Annotated in this window: 16 protein-coding genes; 14 read left to right on the top strand and 2 right to left on the bottom strand. The window is 63.7% G+C overall.

The features are described from left to right. Positions 1 to 3: 3 nt before the first annotated feature. Entirely contained in the window at positions 4 to 447 is a 444-nt protein-coding gene (gene fur, locus G513_RS0104120) for a ferric iron uptake transcriptional regulator (RefSeq protein ID WP_022975558.1), read from the top strand. A 19-nt stretch (positions 448 to 466) separates the two neighbouring features. On the opposite strand, the gene recN is transcribed toward fur, so the two are convergent. Together recN and G513_RS0104130 are read right to left on the bottom strand one after the other, a co-directional pair. Next, positions 467 to 2,149 carry a DNA repair protein RecN gene (gene recN, locus G513_RS0104125; protein WP_022975559.1) on the bottom strand — a complete coding sequence of 561 codons (1,683 nt, stop codon included), beginning with the start codon at positions 2,147 to 2,149 and terminating at the stop codon, positions 467 to 469. 14 nt (positions 2,150 to 2,163) lie between these two features. Beyond that, entirely contained in the window at positions 2,164 to 3,093 is a 930-nt protein-coding gene (locus G513_RS0104130; RefSeq protein WP_022975560.1) for an NAD(+)/NADH kinase, read from the bottom strand. Positions 3,094 to 3,275: 182 nt separating this feature from the next. Here G513_RS0104130 and hrcA point away from each other — a divergent pair, with 182 nt between their 5' ends. The 13 genes from hrcA to greA all read left to right on the top strand — a co-directional run bounded on the left by hrcA (position 3,276) and on the right by greA (position 19,242). Further along, positions 3,276 to 4,334 (top strand): heat-inducible transcriptional repressor HrcA, encoded by a 1,059-nt coding sequence (gene hrcA / locus G513_RS0104135; RefSeq protein ID WP_022975561.1) that lies wholly within the window; start codon positions 3,276 to 3,278, stop codon positions 4,332 to 4,334. A gap of 81 nt (positions 4,335 to 4,415) precedes the next feature. Then, on the top strand, positions 4,416 to 4,967 hold the full coding sequence (gene grpE / locus G513_RS0104140) for a nucleotide exchange factor GrpE (RefSeq protein WP_022975562.1): 552 nt from the start codon (positions 4,416 to 4,418) through the stop codon (positions 4,965 to 4,967). 111 nt (positions 4,968 to 5,078) lie between these two features. After that, on the top strand, positions 5,079 to 7,007 hold the full coding sequence (gene dnaK, locus G513_RS0104145; RefSeq protein ID WP_022975563.1) for a molecular chaperone DnaK: 1,929 nt from the start codon (positions 5,079 to 5,081) through the stop codon (positions 7,005 to 7,007). A gap of 109 nt (positions 7,008 to 7,116) precedes the next feature. After that, on the top strand, positions 7,117 to 8,244 hold the full coding sequence (gene dnaJ / locus G513_RS0104150; RefSeq protein ID WP_022975564.1) for a molecular chaperone DnaJ: 1,128 nt from the start codon (positions 7,117 to 7,119) through the stop codon (positions 8,242 to 8,244). A 61-nt stretch (positions 8,245 to 8,305) separates the two neighbouring features. Beyond that, positions 8,306 to 9,121 (top strand): 4-hydroxy-tetrahydrodipicolinate reductase, encoded by an 816-nt coding sequence (gene dapB / locus G513_RS0104155; RefSeq protein WP_028475117.1) that lies wholly within the window; start codon positions 8,306 to 8,308, stop codon positions 9,119 to 9,121. A gap of 32 nt (positions 9,122 to 9,153) precedes the next feature. Continuing rightward, on the top strand, positions 9,154 to 11,016 hold the full coding sequence (locus G513_RS0104160) for a potassium transporter Kup (RefSeq protein WP_022975566.1): 1,863 nt from the start codon (positions 9,154 to 9,156) through the stop codon (positions 11,014 to 11,016). Further along, on the top strand, positions 11,013 to 11,501 hold the full coding sequence (locus G513_RS0104165; protein WP_028475119.1) for a GNAT family N-acetyltransferase: 489 nt from the start codon (positions 11,013 to 11,015) through the stop codon (positions 11,499 to 11,501). Before G513_RS0104160 ends, G513_RS0104165 begins: the two co-directional genes overlap by 4 nt. 34 nt (positions 11,502 to 11,535) lie before the next feature. Next, entirely contained in the window at positions 11,536 to 12,876 is a 1,341-nt protein-coding gene (locus G513_RS21285; protein ID WP_033417126.1) for an amidohydrolase, read from the top strand. Then, positions 12,873 to 13,154 (top strand): DUF427 domain-containing protein, encoded by a 282-nt coding sequence (locus tag G513_RS0104175; RefSeq protein WP_022975569.1) that lies wholly within the window; start codon positions 12,873 to 12,875, stop codon positions 13,152 to 13,154. The genes G513_RS21285 and G513_RS0104175 overlap by 4 nt, the downstream gene beginning before the upstream one ends. Before the next feature lie 8 nt (positions 13,155 to 13,162). Further along, the gene (locus tag G513_RS0104180) at positions 13,163 to 14,227 is read left to right on the top strand and encodes a PA0069 family radical SAM protein (RefSeq protein ID WP_022975570.1); all 1,065 of its coding nucleotides are present in this window, start codon (positions 13,163 to 13,165) and stop codon (positions 14,225 to 14,227) included. A 173-nt stretch (positions 14,228 to 14,400) separates the two neighbouring features. After that, the gene (carA, locus tag G513_RS0104185; RefSeq protein WP_022975571.1) at positions 14,401 to 15,549 is read left to right on the top strand and encodes a glutamine-hydrolyzing carbamoyl-phosphate synthase small subunit; all 1,149 of its coding nucleotides are present in this window, start codon (positions 14,401 to 14,403) and stop codon (positions 15,547 to 15,549) included. Then, entirely contained in the window at positions 15,542 to 18,766 is a 3,225-nt protein-coding gene (gene carB / locus G513_RS0104190; RefSeq protein WP_022975572.1) for a carbamoyl-phosphate synthase large subunit, read from the top strand. The genes carA and carB overlap by 8 nt, the downstream gene beginning before the upstream one ends. Beyond that, a complete protein-coding gene (gene greA / locus G513_RS0104195) occupies positions 18,763 to 19,242 on the top strand; it encodes a transcription elongation factor GreA (RefSeq protein ID WP_022975573.1) in 480 nt (159 codons plus the stop codon). Before carB ends, greA begins: the two co-directional genes overlap by 4 nt. Position 19,243 lies beyond the last annotated feature (1 nt).

Consider the following 19,243-nt stretch of genomic DNA (forward strand, 5'->3'; position numbering starts at 1 on the left):
CTCATGGAATCGCAGGATCTCCGCAATGCGGGATTGAAGGTGACGCTACCGCGTCTGAAGATCATCGAGATGCTCGAGCACAGCCCGACGCGTCATCTGTCGGCTGAAGAAATCTATCGGCGCCTGATGGATGGCGGTGAAGACATCGGTCTGGCCACGGTCTACCGGGTGCTGACCCAGTTCGAAGCAGCCGGTCTGGTTACCCGCCACCATTTCGAAGGCGGCCATGCCGTGTTCGAACTGGAGCGCGGCCATCATCATGATCACATCGTCTGCATCCATTGCGGACGGGTCGACGAGTTCGAGGACGAGATGATCGAGCGGCGTCAGCGCGAAATAGCCGAATCGCTGGGCTTCAAGCTCGTCGAGCACAACCTGATCATGTACGGCGAGTGCCAGAAGAAGGACTGCGTCCATCTGAAGCAGAACTCGAACCGCCGGCTCTGATCGGTCAGAGCCCACTCGGTCAGGCGTCAGTTGCCGCCTGGCCGAGCAGTTCCTTCGCCAGGGTCACGGTGCTGCCGCTGCTGCCATCGCCGCCGAGCATCCGTGACAACTCGCTGACCCGCGCCGGTGCATCGAGCCTTTGCACCCGGGTGTAGGTATTGCCGTCCCGCACGGACTTGGCAATCCCGAAATGATCGAGCCCGCGGGCAGCGACCTGGGCCAGATGGGTCACGCACAGCACTTGGCGTCGCGCACCCAGCGCGCGTAGCTGCCGGCCGACGACGTCGGCCGTGACGCCACCGATGCCGGCATCCACTTCATCGAAGATCTGCGTGGCCGCACCGGCCTCGGACAGCAGGCTGACCTGCAGCGCCAGACTGATTCTGGACAACTCGCCGCCGGACGCCACCTTGGACAAGGGCCGCGGCGGCTGCCCCGGGTTGGCCGAAAAATCGAAGCGCACCAGATCGACGCCGTGCGAGGTCGGCTTGTCGCGGCTCAGCGGTTCGACGGCGACCACGAATTCGGCGTTCGGCATGCCGAGTTCGCGAACTCTGGCGGTCACCGCTTTTGCAAGCATGATGGCGGCCTTCCGGCGTGCCGCGGTCAGAGTTGCCGCCGCAGTCATATAGGACACCAGTGCCGTCTTGCGCTGTGCTTCCAGACGACCCAGCGCGGCGCCGGCATCTTCCAGCACGGCCAGTTCCGACTGCAGTTCCTCATGCCGGGCGAACAGCTCATCCGCCCGCACGCGATGCTTGCGGGCAAGATCGTGGATCGCGGTCAGGCGGCTTTCGACGATGGCGAGACGTTCCGGATCGAGATCGAGGCGTTCGATCAATCGACGCAAGGAATCCGCTGCTTCGCGAACTTGCGCCTGCGCGCCGGCGGTCAGCGTTTCCGCTTCGGCGAAGCCTTCGTGCAGCGGCACCAGGCTGTGCAGCGAAGACAGCGCGCGCGACAGCTGGTCATAGACGCTGACCTCGTCGCCATAAAGCAGTAGCTGCGCGCCATTGCCTTCGTCGAGCAGCCGTCCAGCGTTTGCCAGGCGGCGATGTTCGGCGTCGAGTTCCGGCAACTCGTCGGCAGTCAAGCTCAGTGCGTCGAGTTCCTGAAGCTGGAAGCGCAGGTACTCGACTTGTGCGGGGTCTCGGCTCTGGGCGCTGCGCAGTTGTTCGATGTCGCGTTCGATGCGCTGCAGGGCTTGTGCGGCTGCGGCGACTGCGGCGAGCAGCTCGGCATGGCGGCCGGCGTCGTCGAGCGCCTGACGTTGCGCATCGCCGTGCAGCAGGCTGCGGCTGTCGCCCTGACCGAAGATCTCGACCAGGCGTTCGCCAAGCTCGCGCAACTCGGTCGCGCTGACCGGGCTGCCGTTGACGAACGCCCGCGTGCGGCCTTCGACGTGGACGATGCGGCGGATCGTGCAGTCGTCGCTACCGGCTTCGAGCAGTTCCCGTTCGGCGAGCCAGGCGGCTGCATCGGCGCAGTCGTTGACCGAGAACTCGGCCGACACTTCGGCCCGCTCGCTACCGGCGCGGACCAGGGTGGCATCGGCACGCAGGCCGATAACCAGCCCCAGCGCGTCGATCAGGATCGACTTGCCAGCGCCGGTCTCGCCGGTCAGCACGGTGAAGCCGGACGACCAGTCGAGACTCAGCTCGTCGATGATCGCGAGATTGCGGATATGCAGGCTGCGCAGCATGGCTACTTCTATGGTTACTTCTTTGAGGGGTTGCCGACCGGCGTGCGGCCCCAGTCGAGCTTGTCGCGCAGCAGCGCGAAATAGCTGTAGCTGGGCGGATGGATCAGCAACAGATCGGTCGGCGAGCGGCGAATCTCGACAGCGTCGCTGGGATTCAGCGAAGTGCCGATCTGGCCATCGCAGGTCATCGTCGCGCCGGTTTCGCTGGCACCGAGCACGATGCGCACGGTCCGCGAGGCGGGCACGACGATCGGGCGATCGGTCAGCGTATGCGGGCAGATCGGCACCAGCGCCAGCGCGGCGAGCGCGGGGTGGACCACCGGGCCGCCGCCGGACAGTGCATAGGCCGTCGAGCCGGTCGCGGTCGACACGATGAAGCCATCGGCCCGGTGCTGGCTGATGAACTCCCAGCCGCTGCCGTCGCCGACATCGCTGGCCAGGTACGTCGCGAACTCGACCATGCGGATCGCCGCCTGATTGCGCACCACGACATCGTTGACGGCGAGCCAGGGCAGGCTCAGGCCGCCGTCGGCGCGGCGCACGCGGGCTTCGAGAATCAGCCGGGATGCGCGGATGTACTCGCCGCGAAACAGCGCTTCCAGCGTCGTCGCCATGTCTTCGGGCCGAACGTCGACTAGAAAGCCGAGGCGGCCCTGGTTGACGCCGAGGATCGGCACGCCGGAACTGGCGAGGCTGCGGCCGGCGTCGAGCAAGGTGCCGTCGCCGCCGATCACGACGACCAGCTGGCAGCGCTTCGCGAGTGCTTCGCGGCTGACAGCTTCGATGCCGCTGTTGGCCGGCAGCAGCCGCGCGGTCTCGGTTTCGACCAGAACTTCGCGCCCATGCTGGCGCAACAGGGTGCAAAGCTGGCGCAGAGTGCCGGTAACGCGCTCGTCCCTGCGTTTGCCGATCACGCCGACAGTCTGGAAAAGGCTCTGGGACACGAAGGGCGCGTGAGGGACGGGCAGGCCGCTTGAAAGGGCGAAGTGGGCGCAAATTATCATGAAACAGCTGCATCAAATTTCGCTGCGAAGTTCAGGCGGATAACCCCCTGCCGCGGGCAATGCGTGCAATTCTTGACAAGGTTTTTTTTCCGTTGCTAGCGTTCTCCGAATCCTGAGCTGCCATGTCCGACAAACTCGACCCACGCGCCGCCGCGCTGCTGAAGCTGCTGATCGAACGCCATGTGCACGACGGGCAGCCGGTCGGCTCGCGGACCCTGGCTCGCGCGTTCCAGGTGGAGCTCAGTCCGGCGACCATTCGCAACGTGATGGCCGATCTGGAAGACCTCGGCTTCGTCGCCTCGCCGCATACCTCCGCCGGCCGCGTGCCGACCCAGGCCGGCTATCGCTATTTCGTCGATTCGCTGCTGGCGCCAGAGCCGCTGGGGGCAGCCGAGCAGGCGCGCATCGCCAATGAACTGCTGCCCGGCAACAAGTCCTCCGCCGACATGCTGCACACGGTTTCCGGCTTGTTGTCGCGGCTGTCGTCGATGGCCGGCGTGGTCACCGTGCCGCGCCGCAATGTCACCGTGCTGCGGCGGATCGAATTCCTGAACCTGTCGGGTGGCCGAGTGCTGGCGATCCTGGTCGTCAATCAGCGCGAAGTGCAGAACCGCGTGCTCGACATGGGCCGCGACTACACGTCGCAGGAACTGGAACGCTACGCCAACATCATCAACGAGACCTTCGCCGGCCGTGATCTGCTGAGCCTGCGCCGCAGCCTCGCCGAAGAATTGAGCGAGGCGCAGACCCGGGTCAACCAGATGCTCGGCGAAGCGGCGAAGCTGGCCGATGCCGCGCTGCGCAACCAGGAAGCCGACGATTACGTGATCGCCGGCGGTACCAATCTGCTCGGCTTCCAGGAGTTGGCCGATGTCGGCCGCCTGCGCCGTTTGTTCGACGTGCTCGACCAGAAGCGCGAGCTGCTGGAGCTGTTCGATCAGTGCCTGGGTGCCTCAGGCGTGCAGATCTTCATCGGCGACGAATCCGGCTATCAAGTGCTCGACGGCTGCAGCCTGGTCACCGCGCCGTACACCATCGATGGCCAGGTGGCCGGCGTGCTCGGCGTCATCGGCCCGACCCGGATGGCCTACCAGCGGATCATTCCGCTGGTCAGCGAAGCCGCGCGTCTGCTCGGCACCGGGCTTGGTTCAGGGCTGGGCTCAGGGCTTGAAAGCCGCTGAAGCATCCCAAACTGGCTGATCAGGTGGGGCGCGGGGGCGCTCTGCTTCATTCCCCAGTATCTGAACCCGAGTAGAAAAAGCATGACGGATCAACCCGATATGACGTCGGCCGCGCCCGACGACCGCAACGATGGCCCCGTGTCGATCGAAGAGTACGAGGCCCTGAACGCCAAGCTGACCGAAGCCGAAACCGCCGCTTCAACGGCCCGCGATGGTCATCTGCGCGCGCTTGCCGAACTCGACAACGTGCGCAAGCGCGCCGAGCGCGAGATCGACAGTGCTCGCAAGTACGGAAGCGAGCGGGTGCTCGGCGACCTGCTGGCGATCAGCGACAGCCTGGAACTGGGCCTGAAGGCTTCCGGCGCGCCGGAAGCCACGGTGCAGTCGATTCGCGAAGGCATGGCGCTGACCCAGAAACAGTTGGCGATGTTCTTCGAGAAATTCGGCGTCGTCGCTGTCGACCCGGCCGGTCAGGTCTTCGACCCGACCTATCACGAAGCGGTATCGGCGATTCCGAGCAGCGATGTCGCGCCAAACCACGTCCTCAGCGTGATGCAGAAGGGCTACCGCCTGCACGAGCGTCTGCTGCGGCCAGCGATGGTCATCGTCGCCAAGGCACCCCCGACCTCGTAACGCGTTTGCCGACCGGATTCGGGCGCCAGCGCTTGAATCTGCGGCTTCCGGCAACAAATAGTTTTCATCCCCAATACACGTAACTCTCACGAACTCTGGAGTAGCAGACACATGGCCAAGATCATCGGCATCGACCTCGGCACCACCAATTCCTGCGTCGCGATCATGGAAGGCGGTACCGCCAAGGTCATCGAGAACGCGGAAGGCGAGCGCACCACGCCGTCGGTCGTTGCCTATCAGGAAGACGGTCAGACCACCGTCGGCCGCCCGGCGAAGCGCCAGGCCGTCACCAATCCGCACAACACCTTGTATGCCGTGAAGCGCCTGATCGGCCGCCGTTTCGACGACGCCGTGGTGCAGAAGGACATCGCGATGGTGCCGTACAAGATCGTCAAGGCCGCCAATGGCGATGCCTGGGTGGAAGCGCGCGGCAAGCCGATGGCTGCCCAGCAGATCTCGGCCGAAGTGCTGATCAAGATGAAGAAGACTGCCGAAGACTATCTCGGCGAGAAGGTCACCGAAGCGGTCATCACCGTGCCGGCCTACTTCAACGACGCCCAGCGCCAGGCGACCAAGGATGCCGGCAAGATCGCCGGTCTCGACGTCAAGCGCATCATCAACGAGCCGACTGCTGCTGCGTTGGCCTTCGGCATGGACAAGGTCAAGGGCGACCGCAAGATCGCCGTCTATGACCTCGGTGGCGGCACCTTCGATATCTCGATCATCGAGATCGCCGAAGTCGATGGCGAGCACCAGTTCGAAGTGCTGTCGACCAATGGCGACACCTTCCTCGGTGGCGAAGATTTCGACATGCGCGTCATCGACTACATCGTCGAGGAGTTCAAGAAGGAATCCGGCATCAATCTGAAGAATGATCCGCTGGCGCTGCAGCGCCTCAAGGAAGCCGGCGAGAAGGCCAAGATCGAACTGTCGTCGACGACCCAGACCGACATCAACCTGCCGTACATCACGGCCGATGCCACTGGTCCGAAGCATCTGAACATCAAGATGACCCGCGCCAAGCTGGAATCGCTGGTCGATGATCTGATCACCAAGACGCTCGAACCCTGCAAGACCGCGCTGAAGGATGCCGGCCTGTCGGCGTCCGAGATTCAGGAAGTGATCATGGTCGGCGGTCAGACCCGCATGCCTAAGGTGCAGGATGCGGTCAAGGCGCTGTTCGGCCGCGAGCCGCGCCGCGACGTCAACCCGGATGAAGCGGTTGCCGTCGGTGCCGCCATTCAGGGCGCGGTGCTGTCCGGTGAAGTCAAGGACGTGCTGCTGCTCGACGTCACCCCGCTGTCGCTCGGCATCGAGACGCTGGGCGGCAAGATGACCAAGCTGATCGACAAGAACACCACGATCCCGACCCGCAAGTCGGAAACCTTCACGACTGCCGATGACAACCAGGGCGCTGTGACCGTGCACGTGCTGCAGGGCGAGCGCGAGATCGCCGCGGCCAATAAGAGCCTCGGCAAGTTCGATCTGACCGATATCCCGCCGGCACCGCGCGGCGTGCCGCAGGTCGAGGTGACCTTCGACATCGACGCCAACGGCATCTTGAATGTCTCGGCCAAGGACAAGGCCACCGGCAAGTCGCAGTCGATCGTGGTCAAGGCGAACTCGGGTCTGTCCGAGGACGAGATCAAGAAAATGATCAAGGACGCCGAGGCCCATGCCGACGAGGATCGCAAGTTCAACGAGCTGATCACCGCCCGCAACCAGGGTGATCAGATGATCCACGGCGTCGAGAAGTCGTTGAAGGATCTCGCCAGTGAAGTGCAGGAAGACGAGAAGAAGGCGATCGAATCGGCAATTGCCGAACTGCGCGAAGCCTTGAAGGGCGGCGACAAGGACGCGATCACCGCGAAGACCGAAGCGCTGGCCGCGGCTTCGGGCAAGCTCGCCGAACGCGCCTACGCCAAGGCCGGCGCGGCGGCAGGCGCCGGTGGTGCCGAAGCCGGCGCGCAGCCTGAGGCTGGCGGCAAGGACGGCGATGTCGTCGATGCCGAATTCACCGAAGTGAAGGACAAGAAGTAAGTCCTGGCAACAGGCGGAAGGTGCGAGTGGCCCTTAAAACGGCCTGACTCGTGCCTTCCGCCTTTTGCGTTTTCCCCGGCACCCATTTTTCAGAAGCCTCACGACGAACATGAGCAAGCGCGACTACTACGAAGTCCTTGGCGTCAGCAAGAACGCCGGTGACGACGAGATGAAGAAGGCCTATCGCAAGCTTGCGATGAAGTGTCACCCGGACCGCAATCCGGGCGACAAGGCAGCCGAGGAGTCCTTCAAGGAAGCGAACGAGGCTTACGAAGTGCTGACCGACGCCAACAAGCGCGCGGTCTACGACAAGTACGGCCATGAAGGCATGCAGCGCGGTGGCGGCAGCGATTTCGGCGGTGGCTTTGCCGATATCTTCGGCGACGTGTTCTCGGACATCTTCGGTGGCGGCGGTGGTGGCGGGCGCGGAGGTCCGCGTCGCGGTGCCGATCTGCGCTACCGGATCGAGCTGAGTCTGGAGCAGGCGGTGTTCGGCACCACCGAAACCATCCGCATCCCGACCGTGCGCGACTGCGAACCCTGCAAGGGCAACGGCACCGCAGACGGCAAGCCAGCACCGACCTGCAGCACCTGCCGCGGCGCCGGTCAGGTTCGTGTGCAGCAGGGTTTCTTCGTGCTCCAGCAGAGCTGCCCGGCCTGCCGCGGCCGTGGCACGGTGGTCACCGATTCCTGCAAGAGCTGTCGTGGTGCCGGCAAGATTCGCAGCGAAAAGACCCTGGAAGTGAAGGTGCCGGCCGGTGTCGATACCGGTGACCGCATCCGCCTCAGCGGCGAAGGCGAGCCGGGCGAGCGCAATGCGCCGGCCGGTGATCTGTACGTGCAGGTGGAGGTCAAGCCGCACGAGATCTTCGATCGCGACAACAACGACTTGCACTGCCAGGTGCCGGTCGGCTTCGTGGTTGCTGCCCTCGGTGGCGACATGGATGTGCCGACGCTCAACGGCAAAGCCAAGCTGACGGTTCCGGAAGGCACGCAAAGCGGCAAGGTCTTCCGTCTGCGCGGTCTCGGCGTCAGGCCGGTGCGCGGCGGACCGCAGGGCGATCTGCTGTGCGCCGTCGTCGTCGAAACGCCGGTGCACCTGACTCGCAAGCAGAAAGACCTGCTCAAGGAGTTCGGGGATACGGTCGACAAGGGCGGCGAAAAGCACAGCCCGGCGGCGAGTAGCTGGCTATCGAAGGCCAAGCAGTTCTTCGAAACCCACATCAAGCCGAGTTGAACGCCCGCAGCCGGCAAGAACGCGCGTAATCTAGCGCCCTTTCCGGCTGCCGCTGCCTAACATGACTCAACCGCTTTCCGTGGCCATCCTTGGCGCCTCCGGGCGCATGGGGCGGTCCCTGATCGATGCCACCTTGTGCAACGATCGCCTCAGGCTGGCTGCTGCCGTCGAACGCGCCGGCAATGCGTCGATCGGTGTCGATGTCGGTGTATTGGTTGGCCAGGCTGCTGTCGGGGTTGTAGTCAGCGAGCCGCTTGCCCCGGCGATTCGGCAATCCTCGGTGGTCGTCGATTTCACCGCGCCGGGCGCAACCTTGGCCGCCCTCGAAGCCTGCATCTCGAGCGGCACGCCGATCGTCATCGGCACCACCGGCTTCACGCCGGACCAGAAGCTGCTGATCGCCGAGGCGGCGAAGCGCATCCCGCTGTGCATCGCGGCCAACTACGCGATTGGCGTCAACGTAGCGCTCAAGCTGGTCGAACTGGCGGCACGCACACTGGGCGCGGATTACGACGTCGAGATCGTCGAAGCTCATCACCGGCACAAGGTCGATGCGCCGAGCGGCACCGCGCTGGCGTTCGGCGAAGCCGCCGCCGCTGGGCTTGATCGCGACCTGCTCAGCAATGCCGTCTACGGCCGAGAAGGCCAGACCGGCGCCCGCAAGCGGGAAACCATCGGCTTCGCGACGGTGCGTGGCGGCGATGTGGTCGGCGATCACACGGTGTTGTTTCTCGGGGAAGGTGAACGAGTGGAGATTTCCCACCGCGCGACGACCCGCGCGAACTTCGCGAATGGCGCACTGCGCGCGGCGGCCTGGCTGGTCGGCAAGCCGGCCGGGCTTTATTCGATGCGCGACGTCCTGTCCCTGAACGACTGAAGACATCGACGCCATCGAACGGAATCGCCGGGATGTCTGATCGCAAGAGTCTGCCGCTGAGCATCGCCGCGCTCGGCGTCGTCTATGGCGACATCGGCACCAGCCCGATCTATGCGCTGCGCGAATGCTTCTACGGCGAGCACAGCATTGCCAGCACGGCGGCCAACGTGCTCGGTGTGCTCAGCCTGATCACCTGGGCACTGATCCTGGTGGTGACGATCAAGTATCTGGCGATCGTGCTCAGGGCCGACAACAAGGGCGAGGGCGGCACCATCGCCCTGGTGGCGTTACTCAATCCCTGGCGGGCACGGCGCGGTTCTCAGCGCTACGTGCTGATGCTGCTCGGCCTGTTCGGCGCTTCGCTGATGTATGGCGATGGCGCGATCACGCCGGCGATCTCGGTGCTGTCGGCGGTCGAGGGTCTGAATGTCGCCACGCCGGCGTTCCATCCATTCGTGGTGCCGATCACCCTGGTGATCATCATCGGCATCTTCCTGATGCAGAGCCGTGGCACGGCCGGCATCGGCGCCCTGTTCGGGCCGGGCATGACCTTGTGGTTCCTGGTGCTCGGCGCGCTCGGCTTGCACGGTGTGCTCAGCAATCCGACGGTGCTGGCGGCGATGAATCCCGTGCACGGCATCGCTTTCTTCCTGCGCAACGGCTTTGCCGGCTTCATCGTGCTCAGCTCGGTGTTCCTGTGCGTGACCGGCGCCGAAGCTCTGTATGCCGACATGGGCCATTTCGGCCCTTCGCCGATCCGTCGTGCCTGGCTGGTGCTGGTGCTGCCGGCGCTGATGCTGAACTACTACGGCCAGGGTGCATTGATCCTGACCGGTGCCCCGGACATCCACAATCCGTTTTACCAGCTGGCGCCGGATTGGATGACTTATCCGCTGGTGGGCCTGACCACCTTCGCCACCATCATCGCTTCGCAGGCGATGATCACCGGCGCGTTCTCGCTGACCAGCCAGCTGGTCCAGCTCAACCAGTTGCCGCGGATGGAGATCATCCAGACCTCGAGCGACGAGCAGGGCCAGATCTACATTCCGGCCGTGAACTGGCTGCTGATGCTGGCCTGCATCAGCCTGGTGCTGGCCTTCCGTTCGTCGAGTGCACTGGCTGCGGCTTACGGCATCGCCGTGTCGTCGACGATGGTGGTGACCACGATCCTCACCGTCTTCGTCGCTCGCCGTTACGACTGGCGTGCCAGCGTCACCTATCCGGTGGCGGCGGTCTTCCTGATCATCGACCTCGGATTCTTCAGCGCCAATCTGTTCAAGATCAGCGATGGCGGCTGGGTGCCAGTGTTGATGGCGATCGGCATCTTCACCTTGATGACCACCTGGAGCCGCGGCCGCAAGCTGTTCCAGAGCCGCATTTCGGGTAGTGAGGAATCAACCCAGGAACTGGCGCGGCGAGTCCGGGATGATCCGCCACACAAGATTCCCGGTACCGGCGTCTACCTCACCGGCGGCGACCACGCGCCGGCTTACCTGCTGCGCCATCTCGAACGCAACCGGGTGCTCAACGAACGCATCGTGCTGCTGACCGTGCAGACCATCGATGAACCGCGCGTACCGGCCGTCGAACGGCTGCGCGGCTGGGGCGTCGCGCCCGGCATCTATCGCCTGGTGATTCGCTACGGCTTCATGCAGACGCCGAATGTGCCGGTGGCGCTGCGCTTCAGCGAGCAGCTCGGGCTCGATATCGACATTGAAAACCTCACCTATTTCCTGGGCCGCGCGACCCTGATTCCGTCCGACGATCTGCCCGGCATGGCGCTGTGGCGCGATCATCTGTTCGCGTTCATGGCGCACAACGCGATTCGCGCGACCGACTTCTACGGCCTGCCGCCGGAGGATGTGGTCGAGCTTGGCTTCCACGTCGAGATCTGAGCGTGCTGACGATCACTGCAGCCACCGCCGATGACGTGCCGACCATCCTGCACCTGATCCGTGCGCTGGCCGAGTACGAAAAGCTGTCGCATGAAGTCGTCGCCACCGAAGATTCGCTGCGCGCAGCATTGTTCGGCGAGCAGCCTGGCGCTGAATGCCTGATCGCGCGCGAGCACGGCGAGCCGGCCGGCTTCGCGCTGTACTTCCACAATTTCTCGACCTTCCTCGGTCGTCGTGGCCTGTATCTCGAAGACCTGTTCGTCGAGCCCGTGCATCGCGGCAAGGGCTATGGCAAAGCGCTGCTGCAACGGCTTGCGCAGCTCGCCGTCGAGCGCGGTTGCGGGCGGCTGGAATGGTCGGTGCTGGACTGGAATGCGCCAGCGATCGGCTTCTACGAAAGCCTTGGCGCCAGGTTGATGAGCGAATGGCGCATCTTCCGCCTGACCGGCGAGGCCTTGCAGACGTTCGCGGCAGACAAGCGCTAATCTCGCTGCAACCTCCTTTTCGGTGGATGCATCGATGACTCGCACGCTACGTTTGACGATGTTCGTCGCCGCCTTGTCGAGTGCTGCCCCAGCGTTCGCAGCCGATACCGCGTTGCGCAAGGATGCGGAAGCATTGGCTGCCGCGACGGGTGACGAGCTGATCGCCACTCGCCGCTATCTGCATGAGCGCCCGGAGCTGTCGAACCGCGAAAGCGAGACCGGCCAGTATCTGGCAGCGAAGCTGCAGGCGCTCGGCTATCAGGTGCAGACAGGCGTCGCCAGGAACGGCGTGGTTGCCGTGCTCAAGGGCGGCAAACCAGGCCCGGTGGTCGCGCTGCGCGCCGACATGGACGGTTTGCCGGTCACCGAGGAGGTGGTGCTGCCGTTCGCGTCGAAAGTGAAATCGACCTACGACGGCAAGGACGTCGGCGTCATGCACGCCTGTGGTCACGACACCCACATGGCAATGCTGCTCAGCGCGGCGGCGGTGTTCGCCAAACTGCAGGCGCGGCTGCCGGGCACCGTCAAGCTGATCTTCCAGCCGGCCGAGGAAGGCCGTCCCGCAGGCGAGGAAGGCGGTGCTGAACTGATGGTCAAGGAAGGCGTGTTGAGCAGTGCGCCTCAACCGGACGTGATCTTCGGTCTGCACGTGCTGACCCAGTTCGAAACCGGCCAGCTGGCGTTCCGGGCGGGCAGCCTGATGGCCAGCACCGAGAACCTGAACATCGTCGTGCGCGGCAAGCAGACCCATGGTGCGATGCCCTGGAACGGCGTCGATCCGATCGTGGTCAGCGCGCAGATCATCAGCGCCCTGCAGACCGTAGTCAGCCGTCAACTCGACATCACCCAGGGGGCGGCGATCGTCACCATCGGCAAGATTGATGGCGGCGTGCGCAACAACATCATTCCCGATGAAGTGCGGATGAAAGGCACCCTGCGCTCGCTCGATCCGGCATCGCGCCTAATCATGAACGATGCCGTCCGGCGCACCGCGACCAAGATCGCCGAAGCTTCCGGCGCCACGGCGATCGTCGGCATTGGCGACGAGTATTCGTATCCGGTCACTTACAACGATCCGGCGCTGACGGAGCAGATGCGGCCGACGCTGGAGCGCATTGCCGGCAAGACCAACATTATCGAATCGACCCCGCAGACCGTCGCCGAGGATTTTTCCTTCTACCAGCAGAAGATTCCCGGCCTGTTCGTGTTCGTCGGCGTCCGCAAGCCGGGCGCGACGACGGACGAATATGCGCCGAACCATTCGCCGCGCTTCAAGGTCGATGAAGCAGGGCTGCCGCTGGGCGTTCGCGCGCTGGTCGGCCTGACGCTCGACTACATGGCCCAATCTGCGAACCAACCTAGGAGCAAATCATGAAAGCCATCTGGAACGGGCAGGTCATCGCCGAAAGCAGTGACACCGTCGTCGTCGAAGGCAACCACTACTTCCCGGCCGACTCGATCAAGCGCGAGTATCTCGCCGACAGCGCCACCCACACGGTCTGCGGCTGGAAGGGCACGGCCTCTTACTACTCGCTGAATGTCGATGGCGCGGCGAACAAGGACGCAGTCTGGTACTACCCGGAGCCGAAAGAGGCGGCCGCGGAGATCAAGGGCAGAGTTGCTTTCTGGAAGGGCGTCAAGGTCGAAGCCTGAGTCGTTCAGTGGCCGTGCTGCGCAAGGGGCGAGGCGCGGGTTCGAACGAGGAAGGACGCTTCGAATCGCGCTCGGTCGAGAAAGTTGATGACGGCTGGCAGCTTGATGAAGAGCCGCTGCCGGCGTTCGAAACCATCGTCCGGCCGGTACAGGCGAAGTCGATCCTGACGCGCAACAGTTCGCCGGATATCGGCTTCGATCAGACGATTAACCCGTACCACGGCTGCGAACACGGCTGTATCTATTGTTACGCAAGGCCTAGCCACGGTTATCTGAATCTGTCCGCCGGGCTCGATTTCGAGACCCGGCTGTTCTACAAGGCCAATGCGGCGGAAGTGCTGGAAGCCGAACTGCGGCGCAAGTCCTACAAGCCGATCATGACCATGCTCGGCGCCAATACCGACTGCTACCAGCCGATCGAGCGCGAACACCGGATCACCCGCAGCATCCTTGAAGTGCTGGCGCGCTTCCGGCATCCGATCGGCATCATCACCAAAGGCATCCTGATCGAGCGTGATCTCGATCTGCTCGCCGATCTGGCCAAGGACAGGCTGGTGACCGTCGGCGTCACTCTGACCACGCTTGATCCTTCGCTGAAACGAACGCTAGAACCGCGGGCTGCTTCGCCGGACGCAAGGTTGCGGGTGATACGCAAGCTGGCCGACATCGACGTGCCGGTGCGGGTGATGTTCTCGCCGGTGATTCCGTTCGTGAACGATGCCGAGCTGGAACAGGTACTCGAAGCCGGCCGCGATGCCGGAGCGACGTCGGCCAGTTATGTGCTGCTGCGCCTGCCGTTCGAGGTCAAGGCGCTGTTCCGGGATTGGCTCGACACCCACGTGCCGCTCAAAGCGGAACACGTGATGAGCCTGGTCCAGCAGATGCGCGGCGGCAAGGATTACGACGCCGGCTTCGGCACGCGGATGAAAGGCGAGGGTGCCTTCGCCGACCTGATCGCCCAGCGCTACCGGCTGGCGACCCGCAAGCTCGGTCTTGATCGGCCTCGTTTCGAGCCCGATTGCAGCCACTTCCGCGTCCCGGAAGAGGGCGGACAAGGCGCATTTGCGTTCTGATCGAAGCAAGTTGGACGCCGATGCTGTCCGGATTCGATGGACGCCATACGGTGCAGTCCGTAAAATGGCGTCTTAATCCTGCGAGGGGGGCCAACCATCAAAAGTCCGGCCCCCCTTCGCGTGTGCGCGACAGGAGAACAACCTTAGCCATTACAAGGACCTCAGCCGCCAACATGCTCCAAACGACTCCGGCCCTTCTCGCGCTCGCCGACGGCAGTACCTTTCACGGCGTATCCATTGGTATCGAGGGTTCCACGGTCGGCGAAGTGGTTTTCAACACCGCCATGACCGGTTACCAGGAAATCCTCACCGATCCTTCGTACCGCGAACAGATCGTCACGCTGACCTATCCCCACATCGGCAACGTCGGCGTCAATCCCGAGGACAACGAATCCGAAAAGACCCAGCTGGCCGGATTGATCATTCGTGAAGTGCCTCGCCCCGCCAGCAACTTCCGCTCCAAACAGAACTTCAGCGACTACCTGCGCGAGCAGAACGTGGTCGCGATCGCCGGTATCGATACCCGCCGCCTGACCCGCCTCCTGCGTGACAAGGGTGCGCAGAATGGTTGCATCGTCGCCGGTCACATCGATGAGAAGGCAGCGATCAAGCAGGCGCAGGCTTGGCCAGGTCTGAAGGGCATGGATCTCGCGAAAGTGGTCAGCACGGCTGCCTCTTATCCGTGGACACGCGGCTCCTGGGAGCTGAAGACCAATGCCGAACCGGAGATCAGCGGCGGCTCACGCCATGTCGTGGTCTACGACTTCGGCATCAAGCGCAACATCCTGCGCATGCTGGTCGACCGCGGTTGCAAGGTCACCGTGGTGCCGGCCCAATCGACGGCTGCCGACGTTCTGAAGCTGAAGCCGGACGGCGTGATGCTGTCCAACGGACCGGGCGATCCGGAACCCTGTGAGTACGCGATTGCCGCGGCGCGCGAATTCCTTGCGATGAAGCTGCCGACGTTCGGCATCTGCCTCGGCCACCAGATTCTCGGCCTCGCGGCCGGAGCGAAAACCCTGAAGATGAAGTTCGGCCATCACGGCGCCAATCACCCGGTGCAGGATCTTGAAACCAGCCGCGTGCTGATCACCAGCCAGAATCATGGCTTCGCGGTCGACGAAGCCACGCTGCCTGCCAATGCGGTGGTCACGCATCGCTCGCTGTTCGACGGCTCGAACCAGGGCCTGCGCCTGACCGACGCCCCGGCGTTCAGCTTCCAGGGACATCCGGAGGCCAGCCCCGGGCCGCATGACGTCAGCTATCTGTTCGATCGCTTCGTCACCCTGATCGATGCTTCGAAGGAGAGTGCCCGTGGCTAAGCGCACCGACCTGAAGTCCATCCTGATCATTGGCGCCGGCCCGATCGTCATCGGCCAGGCCTGCGAGTTCGATTACTCCGGCGCCCAAGCCTGCAAGGCACTGCGTGCTGAGGGCTATCGCGTCGTCCTGGTCAATTCGAACCCGGCGACGATCATGACCGACCCGGAAATGGCCGATGCCACCTACATCGAGCCGATCCGCTGGCAGACCGTCGCCGCGATCATCGAGAAGGAGCGCCCGGATGCGGTGCTGCCGACGATGGGCGGCCAGACCGCGCTGAACTGCGCGCTGGATCTGGCCCGCGAAGGCATCCTGGAAAAATTCAACTGCGAACTGATCGGCGCCAACGCGCACGCGATCGACCTCGCCGAAGACCGCCAGAAATTCCGTGACGCTATGACCGAGATCGGGCTCGGTTCGGCGCGCTCGGGTGTTGCGCATTCGATGCAGGAAGCGAAGTACATCCAGGAGCAGGTTGGCTATCCGGTGGTGATCCGCCCCAGCTTCACGCTCGGCGGCTCTGGCGGCGGCATCGCCTACAACGTGCAGGAGTTCGAGGAGATCGTGCTGCGCGGTCTCGACCTGTCGCCGACCACGGAAGTGCTGATCGAAGAATCGCTACTCGGTTGGAAGGAGTACGAGATGGAAGTGGTCCGGGATCGCCTGGACAATTGCATCATCGTCTGCTCGATCGAGAATCTCGATCCGATGGGCGTGCACACCGGTGACTCGATCACCGTGGCACCGGCCCAGACCTTGACCGACAAGGAATACCAGATCATGCGCAACGCGAGCATCGCGGTGCTGCGCAAGATCGGCGTCGATACCGGCGGCTCGAACGTGCAGTTCGCGATCAATCCCGAAGACGGCCGGATGATCGTCATCGAGATGAATCCTCGCGTGTCGCGTTCCAGCGCGCTGGCTTCGAAAGCGACCGGTTTCCCGATCGCCAAGATCGCCGCCAAGCTGGCCGTTGGCTACACCCTGGACGAACTGCGCAACGAGATCACCGGTGGCGTCACGCCGGCTTCGTTCGAGCCGAGCATCGACTACGTCGTCACCAAGATTCCGCGCTTCACCTTCGAGAAATTCCCGACTGCCGACTCGCGCCTGACCACGCAGATGAAGTCGGTCGGCGAAGTGATGGCGATCGGCCGCAACTTCCAGGAATCGCTGCAGAAAGCATTGCGCGGCCTGGAAGTCGGTTCCGACGGCTTCGATCCGGTGGTTGCTGATTTCAGCGAAGCGAACCTGACCAAGATCCGCGAAGAACTGGCGACGCCGCGTGCCGGCCGCATCTGGTACGTCGGCGATGCGTTCCGCGCCGGCATGAGCATCGCCGACGTGTTCCGCTATTCGAAGATCGATCCCTGGTTCCTGGAGCAGATCGAAGAGCTGATCCAGACCGAAAGCGAGATCGCCGCCGAATCGATCAGCAAGATCAGCAAGGACAATCTGCGCCGCTACAAGCGCCTCGGTTTCGCCGATCGCCGCATCGCGACCTTGCTCGGCGTGAAGGCCGCCTCGGTGCGTGCGCGCCGCCACAAGCTCGGCATTCGGCCGGTCTACAAGCGGGTCGATACCTGTGCGGCCGAGTTCCCGTCGTCGACCGCCTACCTGTATTCGAGCTATGACGAGGAGTGCGAGGCTGCGGTCACGGACGCCAAGAAGATCATCGTCCTTGGTGGTGGCCCGAACCGTATCGGTCAGGGCATCGAGTTCGATTACTGCTGCGTGCATGCCGCGATGGCGCTGCGCGAAGACGGTTACGAAACGATCATGATCAATTGCAATCCGGAGACCGTGTCGACCGACTACGACACCTCGGATCGTCTGTACTTCGAACCGCTGACCTTCGAAGACGTGATGGAGATCATCGAACTCGAAAAGCCACTCGGCGTGATCGTGCAGTTCGGCGGCCAGACGCCACTGAAGCTGGCGCGAGCGCTGGAAGCGGCAGGCGCGCCGATCATCGGCACCAGCCCGGATTCGATCGACCTCGCCGAAGACCGCGAGCGTTTCCAGAAACTGGTCGACGAGCTGAAGCTGCTGCAGCCGCCGAATGGCGTTGCGACTTCGCTGAAGGCGGCACTGGCCGTCGCCCAGAAGGTCGGCTATCCGCTGGTCGTCCGTCCGAGCTATGTGCTCGGCGGCCGGGCGATGGAAATCGTCCATGACGACGCCGATCTGCAGCGCTACATGACCGAAGCGGTCAAGGTCTCGAACGATTCGCCGGTGCTGCTCGATCGTTTCCTCGAGAACGCGATCGAGGTCGATGTCGATGCGCTGGCCGACAGCGAAGGCAATGTCGTGATCGGCGGCATCATGGAGCACATCGAACAGGCGGGCGTGCATTCGGGCGATTCGGCCTGCTCGCTGCCGGCCTACACGCTGAGCCAGAAGGTGCAGGACGACATCCGCGATCAGATGTTCAAGCTGGCGCGCGCGCTCAAGGTGGTCGGCCTGATGAATGCTCAGTTCGCGCTGCAGGGCGATACGGTCTACCTGCTCGAAGTGAATCCGCGCGCTTCGCGCACCAGCCCTTTCGTGTCGAAAGCGATCGGCCGGCCGCTGGCCAAGATCGCAGCGCGCTGCATGGCAGGGCAGTCACTGCCCAGCCAAGGCATCCTCAAGGAAATCGTGCCGCCGTATTTTTCGGTCAAGGAATCGGTGTTCCCGTTCGCCAAATTCCCGGGTGTCGATCCGCTGCTCGGCCCGGAAATGCGCTCGACCGGCGAAGTGATGGGTGCCGGCAAGCACTTCGGCGAAGCCTTCAACAAGGCCTTGCTTGCTGCCGGCATGACCCTTCCTTCCGGCGGCACGGCGTTCGTGTCGGTACGCGAGGCGGACAAGGCGAAGGCTGTCGATCTGGCCCGCCTGCTGGTTGCCAAGGGCTTCAAGGTGGTGGCGACCGAAGGCACGGCGAACGCGATAGGCGCAGCCGGTATCGCCTGCCTGCGGGTCAACAAGGTCAAGGAAGGCCGTCCGCATTGCGTGGACATGATCAAGAACGGCGAGATCCAGTTCATCGCCAACACGACCGAGGGCAAGAAGTCGGTCGAGGAATCGCATTCGATCCGCGCCGCGGCAATCGCCCAGAAGCTGTGCTATTTCACGACCATCGCCGGCGCCCATGCGGCGGCGATCGCGATGGATCATCTCGATCACGTCGACGTCAATCGTCTCCAGGACCTCCACAAGCAGATCACTGCATGAGCACCAAGACCCCGATGACTCTGCGCGGCGCCGAGGCGCTGCGCGAAGAACTGCGTTACCGCAAGAGCGAATTGCGCCCGAAGATCATCGCGTCGGTCGAGGAAGCCCGTGCCCACGGCGACTTGAAGGAAAACGCCGAATATCACGCCGCCCGCGAGCAGCATGGCTTCAACGAGGGTCGCATCGGCGAGATGGAAGCGAAGCTGTCGAATGCCCAGATCATCGACCCGGCCGGGCTGCCGAAGACCGGCAAGGTGATGTTCAGCACGACCGTCGAGCTGGTCGATGCCGATTCCGGCGAGGAATTGCGCTATCAGATCGTTGGCGAAGATGAGGCCGACATCAAGAAAGGCCTGATCTCGGTGAATTCGCCGATCGCCCGAGCCCTGATCGGCAAGACCGAAGGCGATGTCGCCCAGGTTCAGACGCCTCGCGGCATCCGCGAGCTGGAAGTCGTCAAAGTCAGTTACCTCTGAG

This window comes from Nevskia ramosa DSM 11499 (assembly GCF_000420645.1).
Taxonomy (GTDB): Bacteria; Pseudomonadota; Gammaproteobacteria; order Nevskiales; family Nevskiaceae; genus Nevskia; species Nevskia ramosa.